Here is a 17,246-nt window from a genome sequence, read left to right on the forward strand (position 1 = left end):
CCGTCGTCAAAATGTGAAAAAAGACTGCGTAATATACGCAGCCTTTAATTAAATGTGGTTGGAGAGGCCTTGCATTCCTAGAAACGAACCAGATTGTTGATGCGAACAGGCAAGCCAGTTGCGATGGCACGGTTGGCTGCAATTCCGGTGAGGATGGATCTCGCTCCATCCAATTGGTTGGCAGCGCGATGGTATGGATCTTCCGCAGGCTCTCCGAACAGATCATTCAGAAGTACAGGATCGCCTCCGCCATGGCCGCCTTCTTTCTCCTCTACCTGAACCTCGTACGGGGCATCGAACATGGGAAGGACACGCAGTGTTTTCCCAATCAATGCACCTTCAAGATTTTTGTCACCCAGCGAGTTAACGTAGGATTGTTCCACAATATTCATTTCGATCCGGCCTTTAGTGCCGTTAATGGCGATGCGATAACCTTCCCACGGCTGGTATGCAACCAGTGAATAGGTCAAAATAGCTTTATTCTGATACTGGACAAGAACGCCCATCGTATCCTCAATGTTGATGCCATCTCCGAATACGCTTTGATCTCGCTGGTAGCCGTCTTCTGGCTCAGCATCCAGATACATGGCTTTGAGATGTGCATCCGAATCCAGGTGTAGGGCGAAAGGGTCCTCTTTCGCAAGCGGGTTGCCTGTTGCACGATTGTAGAACTGGGTTACGCCTCGTTCCTCTGCGTTCTCTCTACCATAATACATGAGATCTCCGAATGCGAAAACGGTCTCAGGTTGCGAACCGATCCAGAAATTGACCAAGTCGAAGTGATGGGTGGATTTGTGTACGAGCAGTCCGCCACTATTGCGTTTATCCCGATGCCAGCGGCGGAAGTAATCTGCACCGTGGCGCGTATTCAGCAGCCATTCGAAGTGAACCGAAGTCACTTTCCCGATCGTGTCATTCTGAATCAGTTCCCGTATCTTGGTATGGTGCGGCGCATAGCGGTAGTTAAAGGTGACGCGTATATTTTGTCCAGTCCGTTTGACAGCATCAAGAATATCCTGACATTTGTGTTCATCGATGGTCATGGGCTTCTCGGTCACAACATCACAGCCAAGCTCCATTGCGCGAATGATGTATTTGTGATGGGTGCGGTCGACACTGGTTACAATGACGAAATCAGGCTTCTCGTTCTCAATCATCTGATCGAATTGATCCGCAGGATAAGTAGGTATCTCATCGTATTTATATTTTTCCCTTAGCAGCTGATTGGCGTAATTCATTCGGCTCTGGTTAATATCGCAAAAAGCTGCAAGTTCGGATGTTTCCCTGAAATTTTGGGCTAATGCGCCATAGAAAAATTCAGCACGGCCGCCTGTTCCGACCAATACGTAGCGTTTTTTATTACTCATGTCTATCGCCTCCTTGAATATAGCTCTAGACTATAACAAGGAAGCACTTCTTTCGCCGCTTTTTGTGCGTAATCGCTTTCAAATACCGCTTATTTTGCTATAATTCAACTAAAGGGGGCAGCTGCATGATACAGACATTTCGAGCGGATTACCATGATCCCACCGGATATTTGAATATCGAATATGATCGCCGCATTGGATATTTCTCCATGACCGATGACCATCTGCATGATCATTATGAGCTGTACTACCTGCTATCGGGTGAGCGCTTATATTTCATCAAGGACCGAACCTATCGGGTCAAAGCTGGAGACTTTGTATTCATCAATCGAAATACAGTTCATAAAACGATGGAGAGTGGAAGGCCTGACCATGATCGGATTGTTCTGTATATCAAGCCAGAGCTGTTCACCGAATTGGCCATTTTACCGGAGCTGGCTAAGGGGCTAAAGGAGCCATTCGACTGGGATATTCCCATTCTGAGGCTTCCTTCACAGGTAAGTGAAACTGCGGACCGAATGGTCAGTGAAATGATTGATGAGATGGTCCATACCAGAGCTGGAAGCAGCCTGCTGCTGCGTCACCGATCCGTTGAACTGCTGTTGTTCGCTTACCGTAACAAACATCTGGGCACCGTGCACTCGGCCTACAGTGAGCCGGTTCTGCATCCCAAGGCACAAGCAGTGGTGCGTTATCTCAACGATAACTATCAGCAGGATTTAGCGCTGCCTGAGGTTGCTGCATTATTTCGAATTAGTCCCCATTATCTCAGCCGCCTGTTCAAACAGACCACAGGTTTCACGTTCAGCGATTACCTTAATCTGCTTCGGGTGAAAGAGGCGCAGCGCTTGCTGCGTGATAGCGAGGATTCCATAACGGAGATCGCTCTGCGAGCGGGATTCAGCAATTTTTCTCATTTCGGGAAGATGTTCAAACGGACGGTTCAGGTGTCACCGAGGACATATCGGCAGCAGTTTAGAGAAGCAGGTCCCAAGGGAGTGCTGAAATAGGGTGGACTGCGATATAGATTATAGTCAAGATATGGAACAAGCTTTATCATGTTTATTTCAATCGTTGGAATCCTTTAATAATGATGCTTGTTTTGTCACTTATCTTTTGTAGTTCTTTCAATGAAAGCTTCGCATAGTCTGGAGGGACCACGTGCCAGTACTGATGGAAAAGATCACTTCGCTCAGTATATAACCTTTGTGCTGTTCCATCGATCATATTAGTAATGAGCCCATAATATTCGAAAGCGTTCTTCATATTGTTCGTATAGATGCTCAGGTTTGTTTCATCTGTTAATACGTCCTTGTTTATGTATTTAGTATTTTCCCATTTTGAAAATGGAGTTCTACATCATAACATGCAACGACACGTTAAACCTATAGGTAAATACAGGAAGGGGATTCTTGATAAATCGCGATCCGAAGGCAAACATGTAAAAAAAGAACCTGAGCAATCCTGCGAGCGCAGTCATTGGTTCAGGTCCTTTATTATGTCGTTGTATAACTGAGTTTAAATCTCACGTTATGGATAACGCCGCTCAAACCGAAATATGATTTGTATCGTTCTCTGGACGCAACCTCATCTGTAATTCTTCATCCCTTGGACAGACCATCACACCATTAATCACATCGAGGCGTGCGGCTTGAATGGAGGAACGGCGTGCGGGTTCGCTGGCATGATCGATACCTTCGGTCCGGTCCGGGTGGGTAAAATAAAAGATATAGGCTTCATCATCCTGTACGATGACATCTGCATGCAAACCGATTACACCATCATCCTCACGGTTCCCCGGCTGGTCGAGAATCAGACTGTTCCATTGCCAATGCTCCAGGTCATCTGATTTGTAAACGGCCTGTCCTCTCCATTCGTCAACAATCATCCAATACGAATCACGGAAACGAAATACGTTCGGCCCTTCATGCGCACGTCCTGTAATGACCGGTCCGATGACTTCCCAATGATAGAGATCCGGGCTGTCTGCTGCGTAGGTATGGGATGAATGAGCTTCATCCTTGTACCACATCCGGAATTTTCTATTCGGCAGCGGGTATATACACGCATCAATGACTCGATCCGAGCTAAGTTCCAGTTTGCCATGGAATGTCCAAGAGAGCAGATCCGTACTGGTGTAATGTAAAATGTGCCGATCATGTCCCGCCCAGTCATGAGGCACCCCTTGAATGTAACTGACATACATGTGATACGTGCCTTCATGCCAGAAAATTTCGGGTGCCCAGAATGTATTATGTCCCCATTCATGCTCCAACCCGGTTAACGTACCTCGATATGTCCATGTCTGTCCACCGTCAGCTGAAGAAGCTACGCCCAGATCAGTGCCATGCACCCAGGCGAACTTTGGCCCTCCGGCTGTGGCTCTGCGATTCGTATAGATCATCCACCAGGTTTGCTCGGAACGATTCCACACAACGACCGGATCAGCAGCCCCATCAAAGATGGGATCACGAAACAATGGTGCACTCATGATTGATTCCTCCTTTTATTCAATTCCATTGATTTTGAGAATCATTACTTCTATCGTAAAAGAAATGATTTGAAATTACAATGTAACGTTTCCAATAATGAAGGATTTATATATTTATTAATTTAATAAACCTATTCATTGAATTTATCATGGTAACATGTACCCTTGTATTGTAGTCTGGAGTAATTCATGCAGATCGACATTCGAAATGTAATTAATGACTTATATAGAACGAAAATCTCCGTTCAGCCCAATTTGCATCTTGCGGTTCAGGAGCAACCGGCGTATATTGAGATTTAACTAAATTAGGAATAAATTGAAAGATTGATAGCTTGTAAGGACATTTTGTACATAAAGGAGAAGCCGATGATACAGACCAGATTGGACGAATTGGGCATTGTATTGCCCCAAGCAAGTACGCCGGCAGCAAAGTATACCAATGCGGTGATTGTAAATGGAATCATGTATGTGTCCGGTAAAGGGCCGGATACGATAGAGCGTGGCAAACTCGGGGAGCAGTTTACGACGGAGCAGGGATATGAATTTGCCCGAAATGCTGCCATCGAGGTGTTGGCTGTCGTTCAGGAAGTGCTTGGTTCACTGGATCGGGTGAAGCGGGTGGTCAAAGTGCAGGGGTTCATCAATGCCACCGCCTCGTACGAGGAGCACCATAAAGTGTTAAACGGGTTCTCGGATCTGATGCTGGATGTGTTCGGAGAACAGGGCGTGCACGCCCGTTCCGTATTTGGTGCTGTATCCGTGAGGGATAACTTGCCGCTGATCATTGACTCGATTTTCCAAGTGGAGGAGTAGAGTTCATGACCAATCCCGCTTCAATGAATCCGTTAATGCTGTCTTTTCCCGAAAGTTTCGATACACCGCGTTTGACTATTCGTGCACCGCAGTGGGGAGATGGAGCGGCAGTGAATGAGGCAATCCGTGAAAGTGCGGAGCAGTTGCGTTTGTGGCTGCCTTTTGCCGAGAACATACCTTCACTGGAAGAATCGGAAGAGAATGCTCGCAAAGCCAGGCTGCAATTTCTGGAGCGTACGGACATGATGCTTCATTTACGTGACAGATTTACGGATGAATTCGTGGGCAGCAGCGGACTGCATCGAATAGACTGGAATGCACGCTGTTTTGAGATCGGTTACTGGATTAGAACTTCGCGTGTCGGTGAGGGTCTCATGACGGAAGCGGTCAGAGGTATTGAGCAGTTCGCAATAACTTATCTGGAGGCCAATCGACTGGAAATCCGCTGTGATGCACGCAATGTGCGAAGTGCCAAAGTGGCTGAGCGCGCAGGCTATACTCTTGAAGGTGTACTGCGCAAGATGCGGCGTGACAGTACAGGTACGCTAGTGGATATGATGGTGTTTGCCAAGGTAAGAGGAGATGAGTTCGAATAAAATAGTTTGAGTTGAGATAAGAAATGGATCGGAAAATGATTTGAAAGAAAGAAACGGCTTCTGGAAGAACATGTTGTGTTGTTCTCCAGGGCCGTTTTTTGCTAGGCAAATATTGGAGGCGGAAGGTACTGCTTAATGACCTGCTGAATGAATTGGAGCAGATAAAAGGAATCTCCTTACTTCATTGGATTCGGAATGTTGACGTATAGCGGCGTCTCACCACGTTGGTGGAACCGGCTGAGCATATTGGCTTTGGCCGGTAACGTCTCGGTGGTCAAGAGATCACGAATGACGTCGTTGATGTGCGAGGATTCGCTTGTCTTTTTTTGAAGCTCCTCTAACGTATTTCTCACTACTCTCCAGTAAGGCTGTTCCTGTTGACCTGTATTGTAAGCAAGGCGCTGCACCACATGACTGAGGTGATTGACAAAGAAATAATATTTCAATCGATGACGTGATTCTTCCTCGGTATACAGGACAGGACTGTTGGCGTTGACTACGTGATCGATCCAACCTTGCTGTTCCGCTAAGGCTCTATTGACACTGATGCCCTCCAGATCCCTGACCACAAAAGCGGCAGGCATGCCATCTTCAAGACGCAGCATGGAATTCTGTACATGAGCTTCCAGACTAATGCCTGTCTCGGCATACAACTCCACAAGTGGAACCATGGATAACTCCAGATATTGATGAAGCCATTCATACCAGTCTGTCTGCACCCTCGCATCATGTACATGATCCGGCGACGAAGATGATTGGAGACTTTCCCGGACAGCCCGGAACAACAATGGTTCTGTTTCTCCGGGAAGCACCTCCATTAGAGAGGCCACGACATAAGGCGCCCCTGAAGCAGAGCGGCAAGACGCTGGTGCTTCGCGCAGGATCATGGAGAATCCGGAAATCAGCGCATCCTGAGTGGACGAATGTATTTCCGGTACCTTCAAGGTACGGTAGCCTTTTTCCAGCAAAATCTGAAATTTCTCTGATGTCCAGCGATCCTGAATCTGCTGTACAATTCTGGAGGCATCCAACGTGCGAAGCATCTGCTCTTCATTGTTCTCGCGAATAAAGTTTGTAATTCGAATATGAAGAGACAGCTTGTAGAAACAGCCATCCTTCGGATTCCAAACCGTGCGCACCGATGAGGTAGGATAGACGGAAGGTCCGGTAGAGCCCAGATCTATCAATGTGCCTTGCTGTAATAAGGACTTTACAGGTTCAAGTGTCCGCAAATAGGCAGCCTGCCAAGGATGACACGGGAGGAGGACGTAATGTCTGTTTTCTGGAGGGAGGTGCTTACAGGCGGCCTCGGCCATTTCCGCAGGAACCCAGGGCGCTTCACTGCCATAATCCACGGTATCCAGCCAATCCTCCAACACGAGTCCAGGTGCTGCGGCAAAACAACTGAGAGGAAAGCTAACGCCAAATTCTGGCGAATAGGCATGCGAATCCGAAGAACTGAAGCCCTCCAGACTTTTCGGAGTTGGATGAAATGGATGACCGCATAACAGTGCCTGTTCCAGATAGCGGAAATCCAATGTTACAGGAGATGGTGTATTCATCGCATGCTTCAGATAGGAGGTCATATGCTCCAAACTGTTGTAAATCATCTTCTTTAGTTCAGTTCGTTTCAACATTCGGGCTTCAAGATTGGGTTCTACGGATGATATTTCATCGAGTAACAGCGTCGTTATTTGTTCAAAAGAAACCTCTATCCAACCATCAGGCTGTGCCTCTTCTGATTCTGCAATGTGAAACTTGTCGCCATAGACATGATGTCCAGCGGCAGAACGATGAAGCAGATTTCCATATATCCTCTGATCTGTACGAGGAAGCTCAATAACCAGCGAAATATCTGGCCGGGTGGCAAGTCGAACAAAAGGATCATGATGCTCGGTTTCTCGAAGATAAGCGTTCAACATACGGCTTAACGTCTCCTGACGGGCAAGTTCGCTTGGGGAAATTACAGAAGGATACGCAGTCTGCCTGGATCGATCGATAGTGATATTATCCTTGGTCATAATGAATTATCATCCTTTCACAAATTATTGGAGCGGGAGTTGTACGGGAGCTTTTGGCTCATGAACCGCTGGACGGCGTACAGCAAGCGAAGCGGCGAGCATGACTGTCCCCATGACGAGAAATACCGCTGGAATTCCCCAGACACCTCCGATTAAAACCCCGATGGACGGTCCGACAATCTGACCAGCCATTAACATGCTGTTGGTAGCTCCAATGCGCACGCCCCGATCCTGATCGGTGGAGGATTTCAGCACATTGAGCATGACCGTCTGCAATAGGGCGCTGTAGAAGAATCCTTGTAGAAAACGTACAACCAACAGCCAGGCCACCCCGAGTGGCAGCGTATGTGCAAGCAGGCACAAGCCGCATAACAAACCAGCCAGCCGGAGATTACGTTCGGGTAAGTAACGATCGTTTCGCTTCCCCCACCACGATGCGCCAACCAGTTCGCCAACCGATGACATTGCGAGCAGAACCCCGACCGTAAGCGCTGCTGCACCTGAGGAAGGGACGATTTCACGAATAAACGGGGTGAACATCGTAAACGTTGCAAAATCTGCGAGCTTGAAAATGATGCCTGCGATAACGAGTCTTCGGGCAATAGGATGTGTAACCAGCGAAACGAAGGCATGGATAATTCCGCTCTTGTTCCTGTTTTTTCCACGGTTATTCGACATAGCTGCTGAAGGCTGCTGCTGTACCACAGGAGATACTTGATTATTGTTCTTGGCCATACGGGTCCGATGCGTCGTCGCCCCCGTTAATACGAGTGCGGCAAGCACAGCAAAACTCAATGTCAACGAGGCCGTAATGAACAATAGCGGACGACTTCCCCACGTGTTTACACATATGCTTCCAAGCAGTGGTCCAACGAGCAGGCCTGCTGCCGATGCCCGCTCCAACTGTCCGAGCGCAGATCCCTGCTTTTGGTCAGGGGCATGGGTTCCCACAAACGCACTGCTCGCATCGGATATGCCACCGAAAGCCCCCTGGCATAGACGGAACAAAAAGAATTGAAAGGGCGTCTGGGCAATGCCCATTAGAAACATGCTAAGGGCCAGTCCGACCAGCGCTCTGACAACCATCCATTTTCGACTCCAACGATCTCCGATCTTACCCCAAAAGGGAGTCAGCAGAGCATAGGACAGAGCAGGTGCAGATACGGACAGACCTGTCCACAGCAGCACTTCTTCCGGCGTTCCCGCGTTCAGATGCTCCATGTAGTACGGTATAAAAGGGCTGATTCCAGTCAGCCCGGCACTGGAAAGAAACCGTCCACCCCACAAAATGCGGACGCTCTGTTTCCATGCCATCTGAGACATCATGTGTTCACTTCACCACCTTGATTTTGGCAATTTGAAACCAATTGCTGATCAGATTATCAAGAATGATTCTCAATGTCAATCTTAATTTTTTCAAAAACTTTCCAAAAAATTTAGTGTTGACAGGAAAAAAAAGGATATGCATAATAGGCCCTGTGTCCAATTTTGAAAATGATAATCATTATCAATAAAACGATTTTGGACAACAATATGCCCAGAAAGCTGGTGTAAACACATGGAACAAAGTACTCTGCAAATCAAGGATCGCTCGCTTAAAGTTGCGGATTCCATTATCGATTGTATCGGTCAAACACCACTGGTTCGCTTGAATTCCCTGTTTGGATCTTCAGGACCGTCGGTGTATGCCAAGCTGGAAATGATGAACCCCGGCGGCAGCATGAAAGACCGACCTGCACGATACATTATCGAGCAGGGTCTGCGAGACGGAACGATCAAACCGGATACGCATCTCATCGAGAGCACTTCAGGAAATCTGGGAATTGGTCTCGCATTAACCGCCAAACGATATGGACTGAAATTCACCTGTGTGGTTGATCCGAAAATCACATCGACGAATCTGAGAATGATAACCTACCTCGGGGCACAGGTTGACATGGTGACTGAACCTGACGAACACGGAAGTTATTTGCAAGCCCGCATTCGCAGGGTCAAGGAATTAGCCAGTCAAGACCCGGCAGGTTACTGGATCAACCAGTATGCCAACCCTTTGAACTGGCAAGCTCACTATCATGGTGCAGGTCAGGAGATCGTGGAGCAGATGGAAGGACAGATAGACGTACTGGTGTGTGCAGTGAGTACGACTGGAAGCATTCTGGGCATATCCCGCCGCGTGAAAGAGGCAAATCCGCATGCGCGGATCGTAGCCGTTGATGCAGTCGGCTCGATCATTTTTGGCACACCATCCCGTCAGCGTGAACTGCCGGGTATCGGCGCCAACCGGGTCCCTGAGTTATTCAGCCCAAACGAGATTGACCAAGTTATTCATGTGGATGATCGGGAATCTGTGCTGGGATGCCAGAAGCTGCTGGAACGGGAAGGCATTTTCGCTGGAGGTTCGTCTGGATCACTGGTTGCTGCACTGGAAAAACTGGTTCCAACCTTGCGGCCTTCAGCCAAGGTGGTTACTGTCTTCGCAGATCGAGGAGAACGTTATCTGGACAGTGTATATGACGAGCAATGGGTCAAACAATTGCCGCCAAGCCAAATGATCAAGAGTATATAAAAATTTATCTCGGAGGAGAGATCAGATATGAGTACCGTTCAGGATCATAGCCTTTTGTATATGAGTAAACAGGATATTATAGATCTGGGAGGGCTGTATTCAGAGCCATATGTCAAAGCAGTAACCCGTGCACTGGAGCTTCATGCCAAGCGGGATATCGTGCAGCCGTTGAAGCCTTATCTGCGGGTTAACGAGGAGAGCAGCCATATTGCCGATCGCATTATTGCGATGCCTGCGTATGTAGGTGGCGATGTAGCGATCAGTGGTCTCAAGTGGATTGGGAGCAAACATGATAATCCGGTCAAGCGTCATAAGGAACGTGCAAGCGCTCTTATTATCCTCAATGATCCTGAAAGCAATTATCCGGTGGCGGTGATGGAAGGCAGCGTCATCAGCGGGATGCGCACAGCTGCGGTTACAGCTATCGGGGCAAAGTATTTAGCCAGAGAAGGATTCCATACAGTGAGCGTGATTGGTTGCGGGGTGATCGCCAGAATGCAGATTATCTCACTGCTTGAACAATTTGACTCTATTCGGACCATCCATCTGTATGACCTGAATGCCGATACGGCCCGCCAGCTTGCCGATGAAATTGGTTCGCGTTTTGATCAGGTTGAAGTGCTGGTGGAAGATTCGTCAGAACAAGCGGTACGACAAGCGGATGTACTCGTAACGGCTACGGTAGCCTCATCGCCGCATATTCCATATGAATGGATTGCCAAAGGTACATTTGTCAGCAACATCTCGATCATGGATTTGCACAAGGATGTATTTACGCAGGCAGACAAAGTGGTCGTGGACGACTGGGATCAATCCAACCGGGAGAAAAAGATTATTAATCAGCTGGTGCTGGAAGGCAAATTCTCCCGTGAGCAGCTTCACGCTGAACTCGGCGAGATCCTGATTGGGGAAAAGCCAGGACGCGAACATGAGGATGAGATTATTGTGCTGAACCCGATGGGGATGGCGATTGAGGATATTTCCAGTGCGGCAGAGATGTACACAAGAGCCGTTGAACAAGGAAAGGGCACTCGCTTATGGTTATAGAGTTGAATACATGGCGTATGCCTCAGGTCAAAAGAGTTCGTGAGCACCTATTGGCACTGAAAGAACAGCAGACCGAACCGGTATGTGCCTACATCCGGGATGTAACAGCACTCGTCGCTCATGTGCGTCAACGTGTACAATCCATGCCGGAGTCCAGCCAGCTGTTCTATGCCATCAAAGCCAACTCGGAAGAAGAGGTGCTTCAAGCGCTGGCACCGGTGGTGCATGGTTTCGAAGTGGCATCTTTGGGCGAGATCGTGAAGGTGAGACAAATCTCTGCGGATATTCCGATTCTGTTCGGTGGACCAGGCAAGACGGAAGCCGAGCTTCGGGGAGCAATAGAGCATAAAGTGCAGCTTATTCATGTGGAGAGTATGCACGAGCTGAACAAGCTGAACGAGATTGCCAGTCAAAATGACGTTCGGATATCCGTATTGCTGCGGATTAACCTGAAGGGTCCACTGCCGCAGGCGACACTGGCGATGGGTGGTCGTCCGACCCAGTTCGGGATCGACGAGGTTGTGCTGCCGCAAGTCATGAACCAGCTCCGACATTTGCCACATATTCAGGTCGAAGGGTTTCATTTTCACTCCCTTTCGAACAATCTGGATGCGGAGCAGCATGTGAAATTGGTTGAGTATTATTGCACGATCGCGCGGGATTGGGCGAGGCAATATGGATTCACGTTGCGGTATTTGAATGCTGGGGGTGGAATTGGTGTGAACTATGCGCATCTGGAGCAACAGTTCGACTGGAACACATTTGTGAATGGGATCGCACCGGTATTGCAAAAGGAACTGCCTTCGGAAACGACTTTATTGTTCGAGTGTGGGCGTTACCTCACTGCATCAAGTGGGTATTATGCAACCGAGGTGCTGGACGTTAAAGTCAACCACGGCAAAACCTATGTCATCGTGCGCGGCGGTACACATCATTTCCGCCTGCCCGTTTCCTGGCAGCACAGTCATCCGTTTGAGGTGATTGAGGTGGAGAACTGGACGCATCCGTATGACAGACCCGAGGTGAAGGAAGCCGCTTTTACAGTGGCAGGCCAGTTATGTACTCCGAAAGATATTTTGGCAAGTGATATTACGTCAGGCAGAGTTCGGGCAGGAGACATTTTGCTGTTCCACTTCGCGGGCGCTTACGGGTGGGCGATCTCGCATCATGACTTTTTGAGTCATCCACATCCGCAGCACATTTATTTGCAGTAACACATGAACGGTTGGAGGCAGTGCAATCATGGGAGGTGTCTTATGAACGGTCTAACAGCATCGTTGGTCAGGTCCGAAGAGTGGATACGGGTGCGGCGACGTATTTTCAGGCAATTGGTGGAGTCGTTTCTGTATGAGCAAATCTTGAGTGAACCGGTGATTCGGCATCAAGCGCAGCAAGAGTATACACTGCGAGGGGAGACGGAGACAGGAGAGAAGGTGCAATACACCTTTTGGGCTGTACGAAAAGAGAGCTTTGACCGCATTCGATTGTCAGATAAACCGATTATGCGGATAACATCAGAAGAACGAGCAGAGGCGGATTCCATCCCCCGCTTCCTGCTGGAAATTGCTGCGCATATTCCCACATCCGAAGCTCAGCTGGCGCAATTCATGGATGAGCTTCAGCAAACCCATTTGAAGGACACACTGTCCGTGCGATGGCGTTCTGTTCAGCCCGAACCGCGGGTATCTGAATATGACGAGTGGGAATCCGCCCTGATTGAAGGGCATCCGTATCATCCTTGTTACAAATCCAGAGTTGGATTCACGCTCTCTGACAATGAAGCCTATGGGCCGGAGTTCGGACCCGAATTCAAGCTGGTCTGGATTGCGATGAAACAGGATGCAGCCCAAATATCCATTTCCTCCTCGCTGGACACCTATGCAGAGTTTATCCATATCGAGCTGGGAGAGGAACTGCAGGCATTCAAGTTGATTTTGCACGAAGCTATCTCGAGTGAGAAGTTGAAATGGAGCTCCAATGCCATTGTCGATGCCGAGATGAGAGTGAATACGGATGGGGATGCAAGTGTGGATGCATATGTATTTGTTCCCGTGCACCCTTGGCAGTGGGAGCGAATTATTTCAGTGGCGTGTGCGGAGCAGCTCCGAACAGGGGAGATTGTGTATCTGGGCCAAGCAGGAGACACGTATCGTCCCCAACAATCCATTCGCACATTGTCGAATGTGAGTCATCGCGATAAACCGTACGTCAAACTGCCGTTGAATATGGTGAATACGTCATCCGGACGAATTCTGGCACAGCATACGATCATGAATGCGGCCCGTATCTCGGACTGGCTTGGTCGTGTGGTTGCGGAAGATTCATTTTTGCAAGATGAGCTTGGTCTGATAGTGCTGAAGGAGATTGCGGGGGTATCGTACCATCACCAGAAACTGCCCAATGTGCTGGAGCAAAAAATATACGGATCACTCGGGGCGATCTGGCGGGAAAGCCTGCATCCGCGCTTGATGGCAGGAGAAGATGCTTTGCCATTCAATGCTTTGTGTTATCTCGATCAGCAGGGCACTCCGATTATTAAACCATGGGTAAGCGAATATGGCCTGGATCGCTGGGCCCGGCAATTGCTGAAGGTTGCGGTGGTACCCCTGATACATCTGCTGTACGCACATGGAGCTGCACTGGAATCGCATGCACAGAATATGATCATCGTGTTGAAAGAGGGATGGCCCAGCCGGATTGCTCTTAAGGATTTCCATGACGGAATCCGTTACTGCCCATCCATTCCTCACCCGCTTGCATACCCGGATATTGAATATCCGCCTGCCAACCATCAGCGGGTGAATCGCAATTCGTTTGTGGAGAAGGAAGACCCTTCCGAGGTGAAGGACTTTATGTTGGACGCGTTGCTTTTTATCAACCTGACCGAAGTGGCATTTTTCCTGGAGAAGCATTTTGTCTTGAGCGAAAAGCAATGGTGGCGCATGGCGGCCGAAGTGATTTTGAATTACCAGGATCGGTTCCCAGAGTTACAGGCGCGATTTGAACAGTTTGACGTTTTTGCACCCGAGATTGAAGTGGAACAACTGACCAGACGGCGAATTCATGAAGGGCCGGGGGATTGTGTGCACCGGGTAAGTAATCCACTGCATGTCTACAGGCCAGTGCGGCAGGATTAATCAGGAGGGGAGGATTGCATGCGCATGGAAAGAACGAGAATATCTGAATATCAGAGCCATGACGAGGATCAGGATAGACAACCTTTTTGCATGGAGGAATCATCTAGTCACTCAGGAAATGGTGTTGCAAGTTCTAGACTTGCAGTGGAGAAGGAGCATTGGCAAGAGCAGCAAAGAAAGCTGTACATCGCAGCTCTGTCTTCACAGCACTATACCGATGCACGCAGACGCATATTCAGGCAGTTGGTTGAATCCTTGATGTACGAAGGTGTTATGGAATATACCTCAAAGGAGGAGCAGGGGTTCAACGTTTGGGAAATGGAGGGTCTTGGTCTGAACGGCGAACGGGTTATCTACAAATGCAGGGGAACAAGGCATCTTACCTTTGGTCGTTTGCGGCTGAACCATGAACCGATTACAAGACGTGTCTATGTGGATGATATCCCAGCTTCAAAAAGGTGCTGCATCCAAAAGGGAGAACGTATTCAGCCTGGAACTACAATTGGGCAAGAAGCGGGGTCGATTTCTCTATTTTTGCTGGAAGTTGGACCAGCGATAGGCGCGGATGAAGGGAAGCTGCTGCATTTTGTTAAAGAACTGGAGCAGACGCTGATCAATGACACACTGGCGCGATATGTACGAGCTGAGCGGCAGACGGATCTACATGCTCTTCCCGATGAGGATTGGGAAAGTGGAATTATCGAAGGTCATCCATACCATCCGAGTTATAAATCCCGTATTGGGTTCCAAATTGAAGATCAGCTTGAATATGGACCCGAGTTCGGAGGATGGATTAGACCGATATGGGTCGGAATTCATAAGCAATACGCACGGATAAGTCATGGCGCGAATGAACATGGACCGGCTACAAGGGAATGGCTTCTGGATCAACTTGGCGAACAAGTGTTGGAACAGTTCCTCACTTCACTACAGGAAATGGGCGCTGATCCGGCAGCGTATGTGATGATGCCAGTCCATCCGTGGCAATGGCGAACTACGATCAGTTCCGTTCTTGCAGAAGACATTCGTAACAGGAGCATCGTACTGCTTGGTAGCAGCAAAGACCGATATACGGCTCAACAGTCGATCCGCACGCTAGCTAACCGATCACGTCCTCATTCACCGTACTTGAAGCTGTCGCTCAGTATGATCAATACGTCTACAGGCAGGGTGATCGCCCCACATACGGTGGAGAATGCACCTCGCATTACCGACTGGCTGCAGGGAATTAGCAAGCAAGATCCCTACCTGAGGGATGAGCTGCGTGTCATTCTTCTGGGAGAGATTGCAGGCGTTGCATATGACAATCCCCAGATACCGGATGCTTTGAAGCCCCTCTCATATGGCGTGCTGTCCTGCATTTGGAGGGAAAGTGTACATTCCCGACTGGAACCGGGTGAATCAGCGATTCCGTTTAATGCATTGGCTACACTGGACCATGCAGGGCGGCCGGTGATTGATCCTTGGGTGAAAAAGCTGGGTGCTGATGAATGGCTGTCCGAGCTGCTGCTGACTTCGGTACGACCGCTCATTCACTGGTTGTTCGCTCATGGGATTGCCCTGGAATCTCATGCACAGAATATGCTGCTTATTCACCGGGAAGGCAGGCCCTCGCGCATTGCCCTGAAGGATTTTCACGATGGAATTCGATTTACAAGAGAGGCACTTGCCGATCCAAAGCTCTGTCCAGCGCTTGTCGAGGTACCGGAATATCACCGCCGTGTGAACCGTAATTCATTCCTGGAGACGGAGGCACCGACAGAAGTGCGGGATTTCATACATGATGCCTTTTTCTTTATCAATCTTGGAGAACTGGCTTTGTTCATGCACGAGCATTACCAGATCAGAGAGCAGACCTTCTGGAACAGTGTTCGTAAGATCATTACCGACTATCAACAGCGTTTCCCTGAATTTCACACACGTTACGAATTGTATTCCTTGTTTGATCCTGAGATCGGAGTAGAGCAATTGACGAAGCGTCGTTTGTTTCCAGATGATGAATTGCGCATTCATCAGGTTCCGAATCCACTGGTGCACCCGATTATGGATAAATATGGGTTGTATGAGGATGAATTAAAAAATAGTATATGAGATCAAAAGAATATTGCATGGACAGAAACTGGAATTGTGGGATATTGTTTTAATAATGATAATCATTATTGATTAGGTTATTAAATAGGATCAGGGGGTTGGATGGAATGCAAGTAGAGAGAAAGAGGATTGGAATGAAACCATGGGTACATTTTGCTATGTTGGCGGTACTGATGCTGGTGCTCGCGGGTTGTGGAAATTCGGGATCGGGTGCCGCCAATGGTTCAGCAGCGGAAACAGCTCCCACGGAACCAAAGCAAGAAGAAACTGTAGCCAATACTGGAGATACACGTACCGTCAAAGATGCATATGGTGAGGTTCAGGTTCCGGCAAATGCGAGTCGAATTGTGGTACTGGACATTGGGGCATTGGATAATTTGCTCGAGTTGGGCATTACACCTGTAGGCGCACCTTCTATCCTGGCAGCAGGCGATCCTTACCCGGCTTATCTGAAAGGCACAGAAGGTATTGAGAATATCGGATCGGTAAATGAACCAAGCCTTGAGGCTATCGATGCACTGAAGCCGGACTTGATCATTGGTAATAAAGATACACATGATGCTATCCATGATCAGTTAAAACAAATCGCTCCTACGGTGTTTGTAGAAACACTCGGGGTTACGTGGAAAGAAAATCTGCAGCTTCATGCCGATGCTGTAAACAAGCCGGAAGAAGGCAAGAAGCTGTTGGATACATATCAGCAGCGCATTGAGGAATTGAAGTCCGCACTTGCAGGCAAGGATGCCAAGGAAGTATCGCTGTTCCGTCCGCGTGAAGACAAAATTCAGGTCTATCTGAAAGAAACCTTTGCAGGTACGATTATGGAAGATGCCGGAATTGTTCGTCCCGCAGCACAGCAGGATGCAGGCTTCTCCAAGGATATTACGGAAGAACAGATTGCTGATCTTGATGGTGACGTAATCTTCTGGTTTAACCGTGAGCCGGATGCATTCGCCAAGCTGGAAAAAAGTAAATTGTGGGCGACGTTGAAAGGAGTCCAAAATCAAGCGGTGCACCCGGTAGACTGGGAGTACTGGATGAGTGGATTGGGCATTCAGGCTGTAAACAAGGTTGTGGACGACCTGAGCACGTATGTAGCCAACTAAACGCAAAACAA

Annotated in this window: 13 protein-coding genes; 9 read left to right on the top strand and 4 right to left on the bottom strand. The window is 48.6% G+C overall.

Annotated features, from left to right (window positions below; translation table 11 throughout):
- Positions 1-77: 77 nt before the first annotated feature.
- Positions 78-1,367, bottom strand: coding sequence for a Gfo/Idh/MocA family oxidoreductase (locus tag ACFVQB_RS03285; RefSeq protein WP_379434987.1), 1,290 nt, complete (start codon positions 1,365-1,367; stop codon positions 78-80).
- Between the two features lie 125 nt (positions 1,368-1,492).
- Between ACFVQB_RS03285 and ACFVQB_RS03290 the strand changes: the two genes are divergently transcribed.
- Positions 1,493-2,377 (top strand): AraC family transcriptional regulator, encoded by an 885-nt coding sequence (locus ACFVQB_RS03290; RefSeq protein ID WP_379434988.1) that lies wholly within the window; start codon positions 1,493-1,495, stop codon positions 2,375-2,377.
- Between the two features lie 536 nt (positions 2,378-2,913).
- On the opposite strand, the gene ACFVQB_RS03295 is transcribed toward ACFVQB_RS03290, so the two are convergent.
- Entirely contained in the window at positions 2,914-3,858 is a 945-nt protein-coding gene (locus tag ACFVQB_RS03295; RefSeq protein WP_379434989.1) for a glycoside hydrolase family protein, read from the bottom strand.
- A 366-nt stretch (positions 3,859-4,224) separates the two neighbouring features.
- Here ACFVQB_RS03295 and ACFVQB_RS03300 point away from each other — a divergent pair, with 366 nt between their 5' ends.
- Positions 4,225-4,671 (top strand): RidA family protein, encoded by a 447-nt coding sequence (locus ACFVQB_RS03300; protein WP_379434990.1) that lies wholly within the window; start codon positions 4,225-4,227, stop codon positions 4,669-4,671.
- A gap of 5 nt (positions 4,672-4,676) precedes the next feature.
- Positions 4,677-5,267 carry a GNAT family N-acetyltransferase gene (locus ACFVQB_RS03305; protein WP_379434991.1) on the top strand — a complete coding sequence of 197 codons (591 nt, stop codon included), beginning with the start codon at positions 4,677-4,679 and terminating at the stop codon, positions 5,265-5,267.
- Positions 5,268-5,443: 176 nt separating this feature from the next.
- Here the strand turns inward: ACFVQB_RS03305 and ACFVQB_RS03310 are convergent, their stop codons facing one another.
- Together ACFVQB_RS03310 and ACFVQB_RS03315 are read right to left on the bottom strand one after the other, a co-directional pair.
- Positions 5,444-7,288: an IucA/IucC family protein gene (locus ACFVQB_RS03310; protein WP_379434992.1), complete on the bottom strand. Its 1,845-nt coding sequence runs from the start codon at positions 7,286-7,288 to the stop codon at positions 5,444-5,446.
- Between the two features lie 24 nt (positions 7,289-7,312).
- The gene (locus tag ACFVQB_RS03315; RefSeq protein WP_379434993.1) at positions 7,313-8,614 is read right to left on the bottom strand and encodes an MFS transporter; all 1,302 of its coding nucleotides are present in this window, start codon (positions 8,612-8,614) and stop codon (positions 7,313-7,315) included.
- A 232-nt stretch (positions 8,615-8,846) separates the two neighbouring features.
- On the opposite strand from ACFVQB_RS03315, the gene sbnA reads away from it, so the two are divergent.
- The 6 genes from sbnA to ACFVQB_RS03345 all read left to right on the top strand — a co-directional run bounded on the left by sbnA (position 8,847) and on the right by ACFVQB_RS03345 (position 17,235).
- Positions 8,847-9,854 (top strand): 2,3-diaminopropionate biosynthesis protein SbnA, encoded by a 1,008-nt coding sequence (sbnA, locus tag ACFVQB_RS03320; protein WP_379434994.1) that lies wholly within the window; start codon positions 8,847-8,849, stop codon positions 9,852-9,854.
- A 27-nt stretch (positions 9,855-9,881) separates the two neighbouring features.
- A complete protein-coding gene (gene sbnB / locus ACFVQB_RS03325) occupies positions 9,882-10,901 on the top strand; it encodes a 2,3-diaminopropionate biosynthesis protein SbnB (protein ID WP_379434995.1) in 1,020 nt (339 codons plus the stop codon).
- The gene (locus tag ACFVQB_RS03330) at positions 10,892-12,115 is read left to right on the top strand and encodes a type III PLP-dependent enzyme (protein ID WP_379434996.1); all 1,224 of its coding nucleotides are present in this window, start codon (positions 10,892-10,894) and stop codon (positions 12,113-12,115) included. The genes sbnB and ACFVQB_RS03330 overlap by 10 nt, the downstream gene beginning before the upstream one ends.
- 42 nt (positions 12,116-12,157) lie before the next feature.
- On the top strand, positions 12,158-14,038 hold the full coding sequence (locus tag ACFVQB_RS03335) for an IucA/IucC family protein (RefSeq protein WP_379434997.1): 1,881 nt from the start codon (positions 12,158-12,160) through the stop codon (positions 14,036-14,038).
- An 18-nt stretch (positions 14,039-14,056) separates the two neighbouring features.
- Entirely contained in the window at positions 14,057-16,129 is a 2,073-nt protein-coding gene (locus ACFVQB_RS03340) for an IucA/IucC family protein (RefSeq protein WP_379434998.1), read from the top strand.
- Between the two features lie 134 nt (positions 16,130-16,263).
- Positions 16,264-17,235, top strand: a complete 972-nt coding sequence (locus ACFVQB_RS03345; protein WP_379434999.1) for an ABC transporter substrate-binding protein — start codon at positions 16,264-16,266, stop codon at positions 17,233-17,235.
- Positions 17,236-17,246: the final 11 nt, after the last annotated feature.

The organism is Paenibacillus sp. NPDC057886 (assembly GCF_042796655.1).
Classification (GTDB): domain Bacteria; phylum Bacillota; class Bacilli; order Paenibacillales; family Paenibacillaceae; genus Paenibacillus.

Coding starts and splice junctions, on each gene's coding strand:
- ACFVQB_RS03285 (WP_379434987.1), bottom strand. CDS start 1,367: ATGAGTAATAAAAAACGCTACGTATTGGTCGGAACAGGCGGCCGTGCT.
- ACFVQB_RS03290 (WP_379434988.1), top strand. CDS start 1,493: ATGATACAGACATTTCGAGCGGATTACCATGATCCCACCGGATATTTG.
- ACFVQB_RS03295 (WP_379434989.1), bottom strand. CDS start 3,858: ATGAGTGCACCATTGTTTCGTGATCCCATCTTTGATGGGGCTGCTGAT.
- ACFVQB_RS03300 (WP_379434990.1), top strand. CDS start 4,225: ATGATACAGACCAGATTGGACGAATTGGGCATTGTATTGCCCCAAGCA.
- ACFVQB_RS03305 (WP_379434991.1), top strand. CDS start 4,677: ATGACCAATCCCGCTTCAATGAATCCGTTAATGCTGTCTTTTCCCGAA.
- ACFVQB_RS03310 (WP_379434992.1), bottom strand. CDS start 7,288: ATGACCAAGGATAATATCACTATCGATCGATCCAGGCAGACTGCGTAT.
- ACFVQB_RS03315 (WP_379434993.1), bottom strand. CDS start 8,614: ATGATGTCTCAGATGGCATGGAAACAGAGCGTCCGCATTTTGTGGGGT.
- sbnA (WP_379434994.1), top strand. CDS start 8,847: ATGGAACAAAGTACTCTGCAAATCAAGGATCGCTCGCTTAAAGTTGCG.
- sbnB (WP_379434995.1), top strand. CDS start 9,882: ATGAGTACCGTTCAGGATCATAGCCTTTTGTATATGAGTAAACAGGAT.
- ACFVQB_RS03330 (WP_379434996.1), top strand. CDS start 10,892: ATGGTTATAGAGTTGAATACATGGCGTATGCCTCAGGTCAAAAGAGTT.
- ACFVQB_RS03335 (WP_379434997.1), top strand. CDS start 12,158: ATGAACGGTCTAACAGCATCGTTGGTCAGGTCCGAAGAGTGGATACGG.
- ACFVQB_RS03340 (WP_379434998.1), top strand. CDS start 14,057: ATGCGCATGGAAAGAACGAGAATATCTGAATATCAGAGCCATGACGAG.
- ACFVQB_RS03345 (WP_379434999.1), top strand. CDS start 16,264: ATGAAACCATGGGTACATTTTGCTATGTTGGCGGTACTGATGCTGGTG.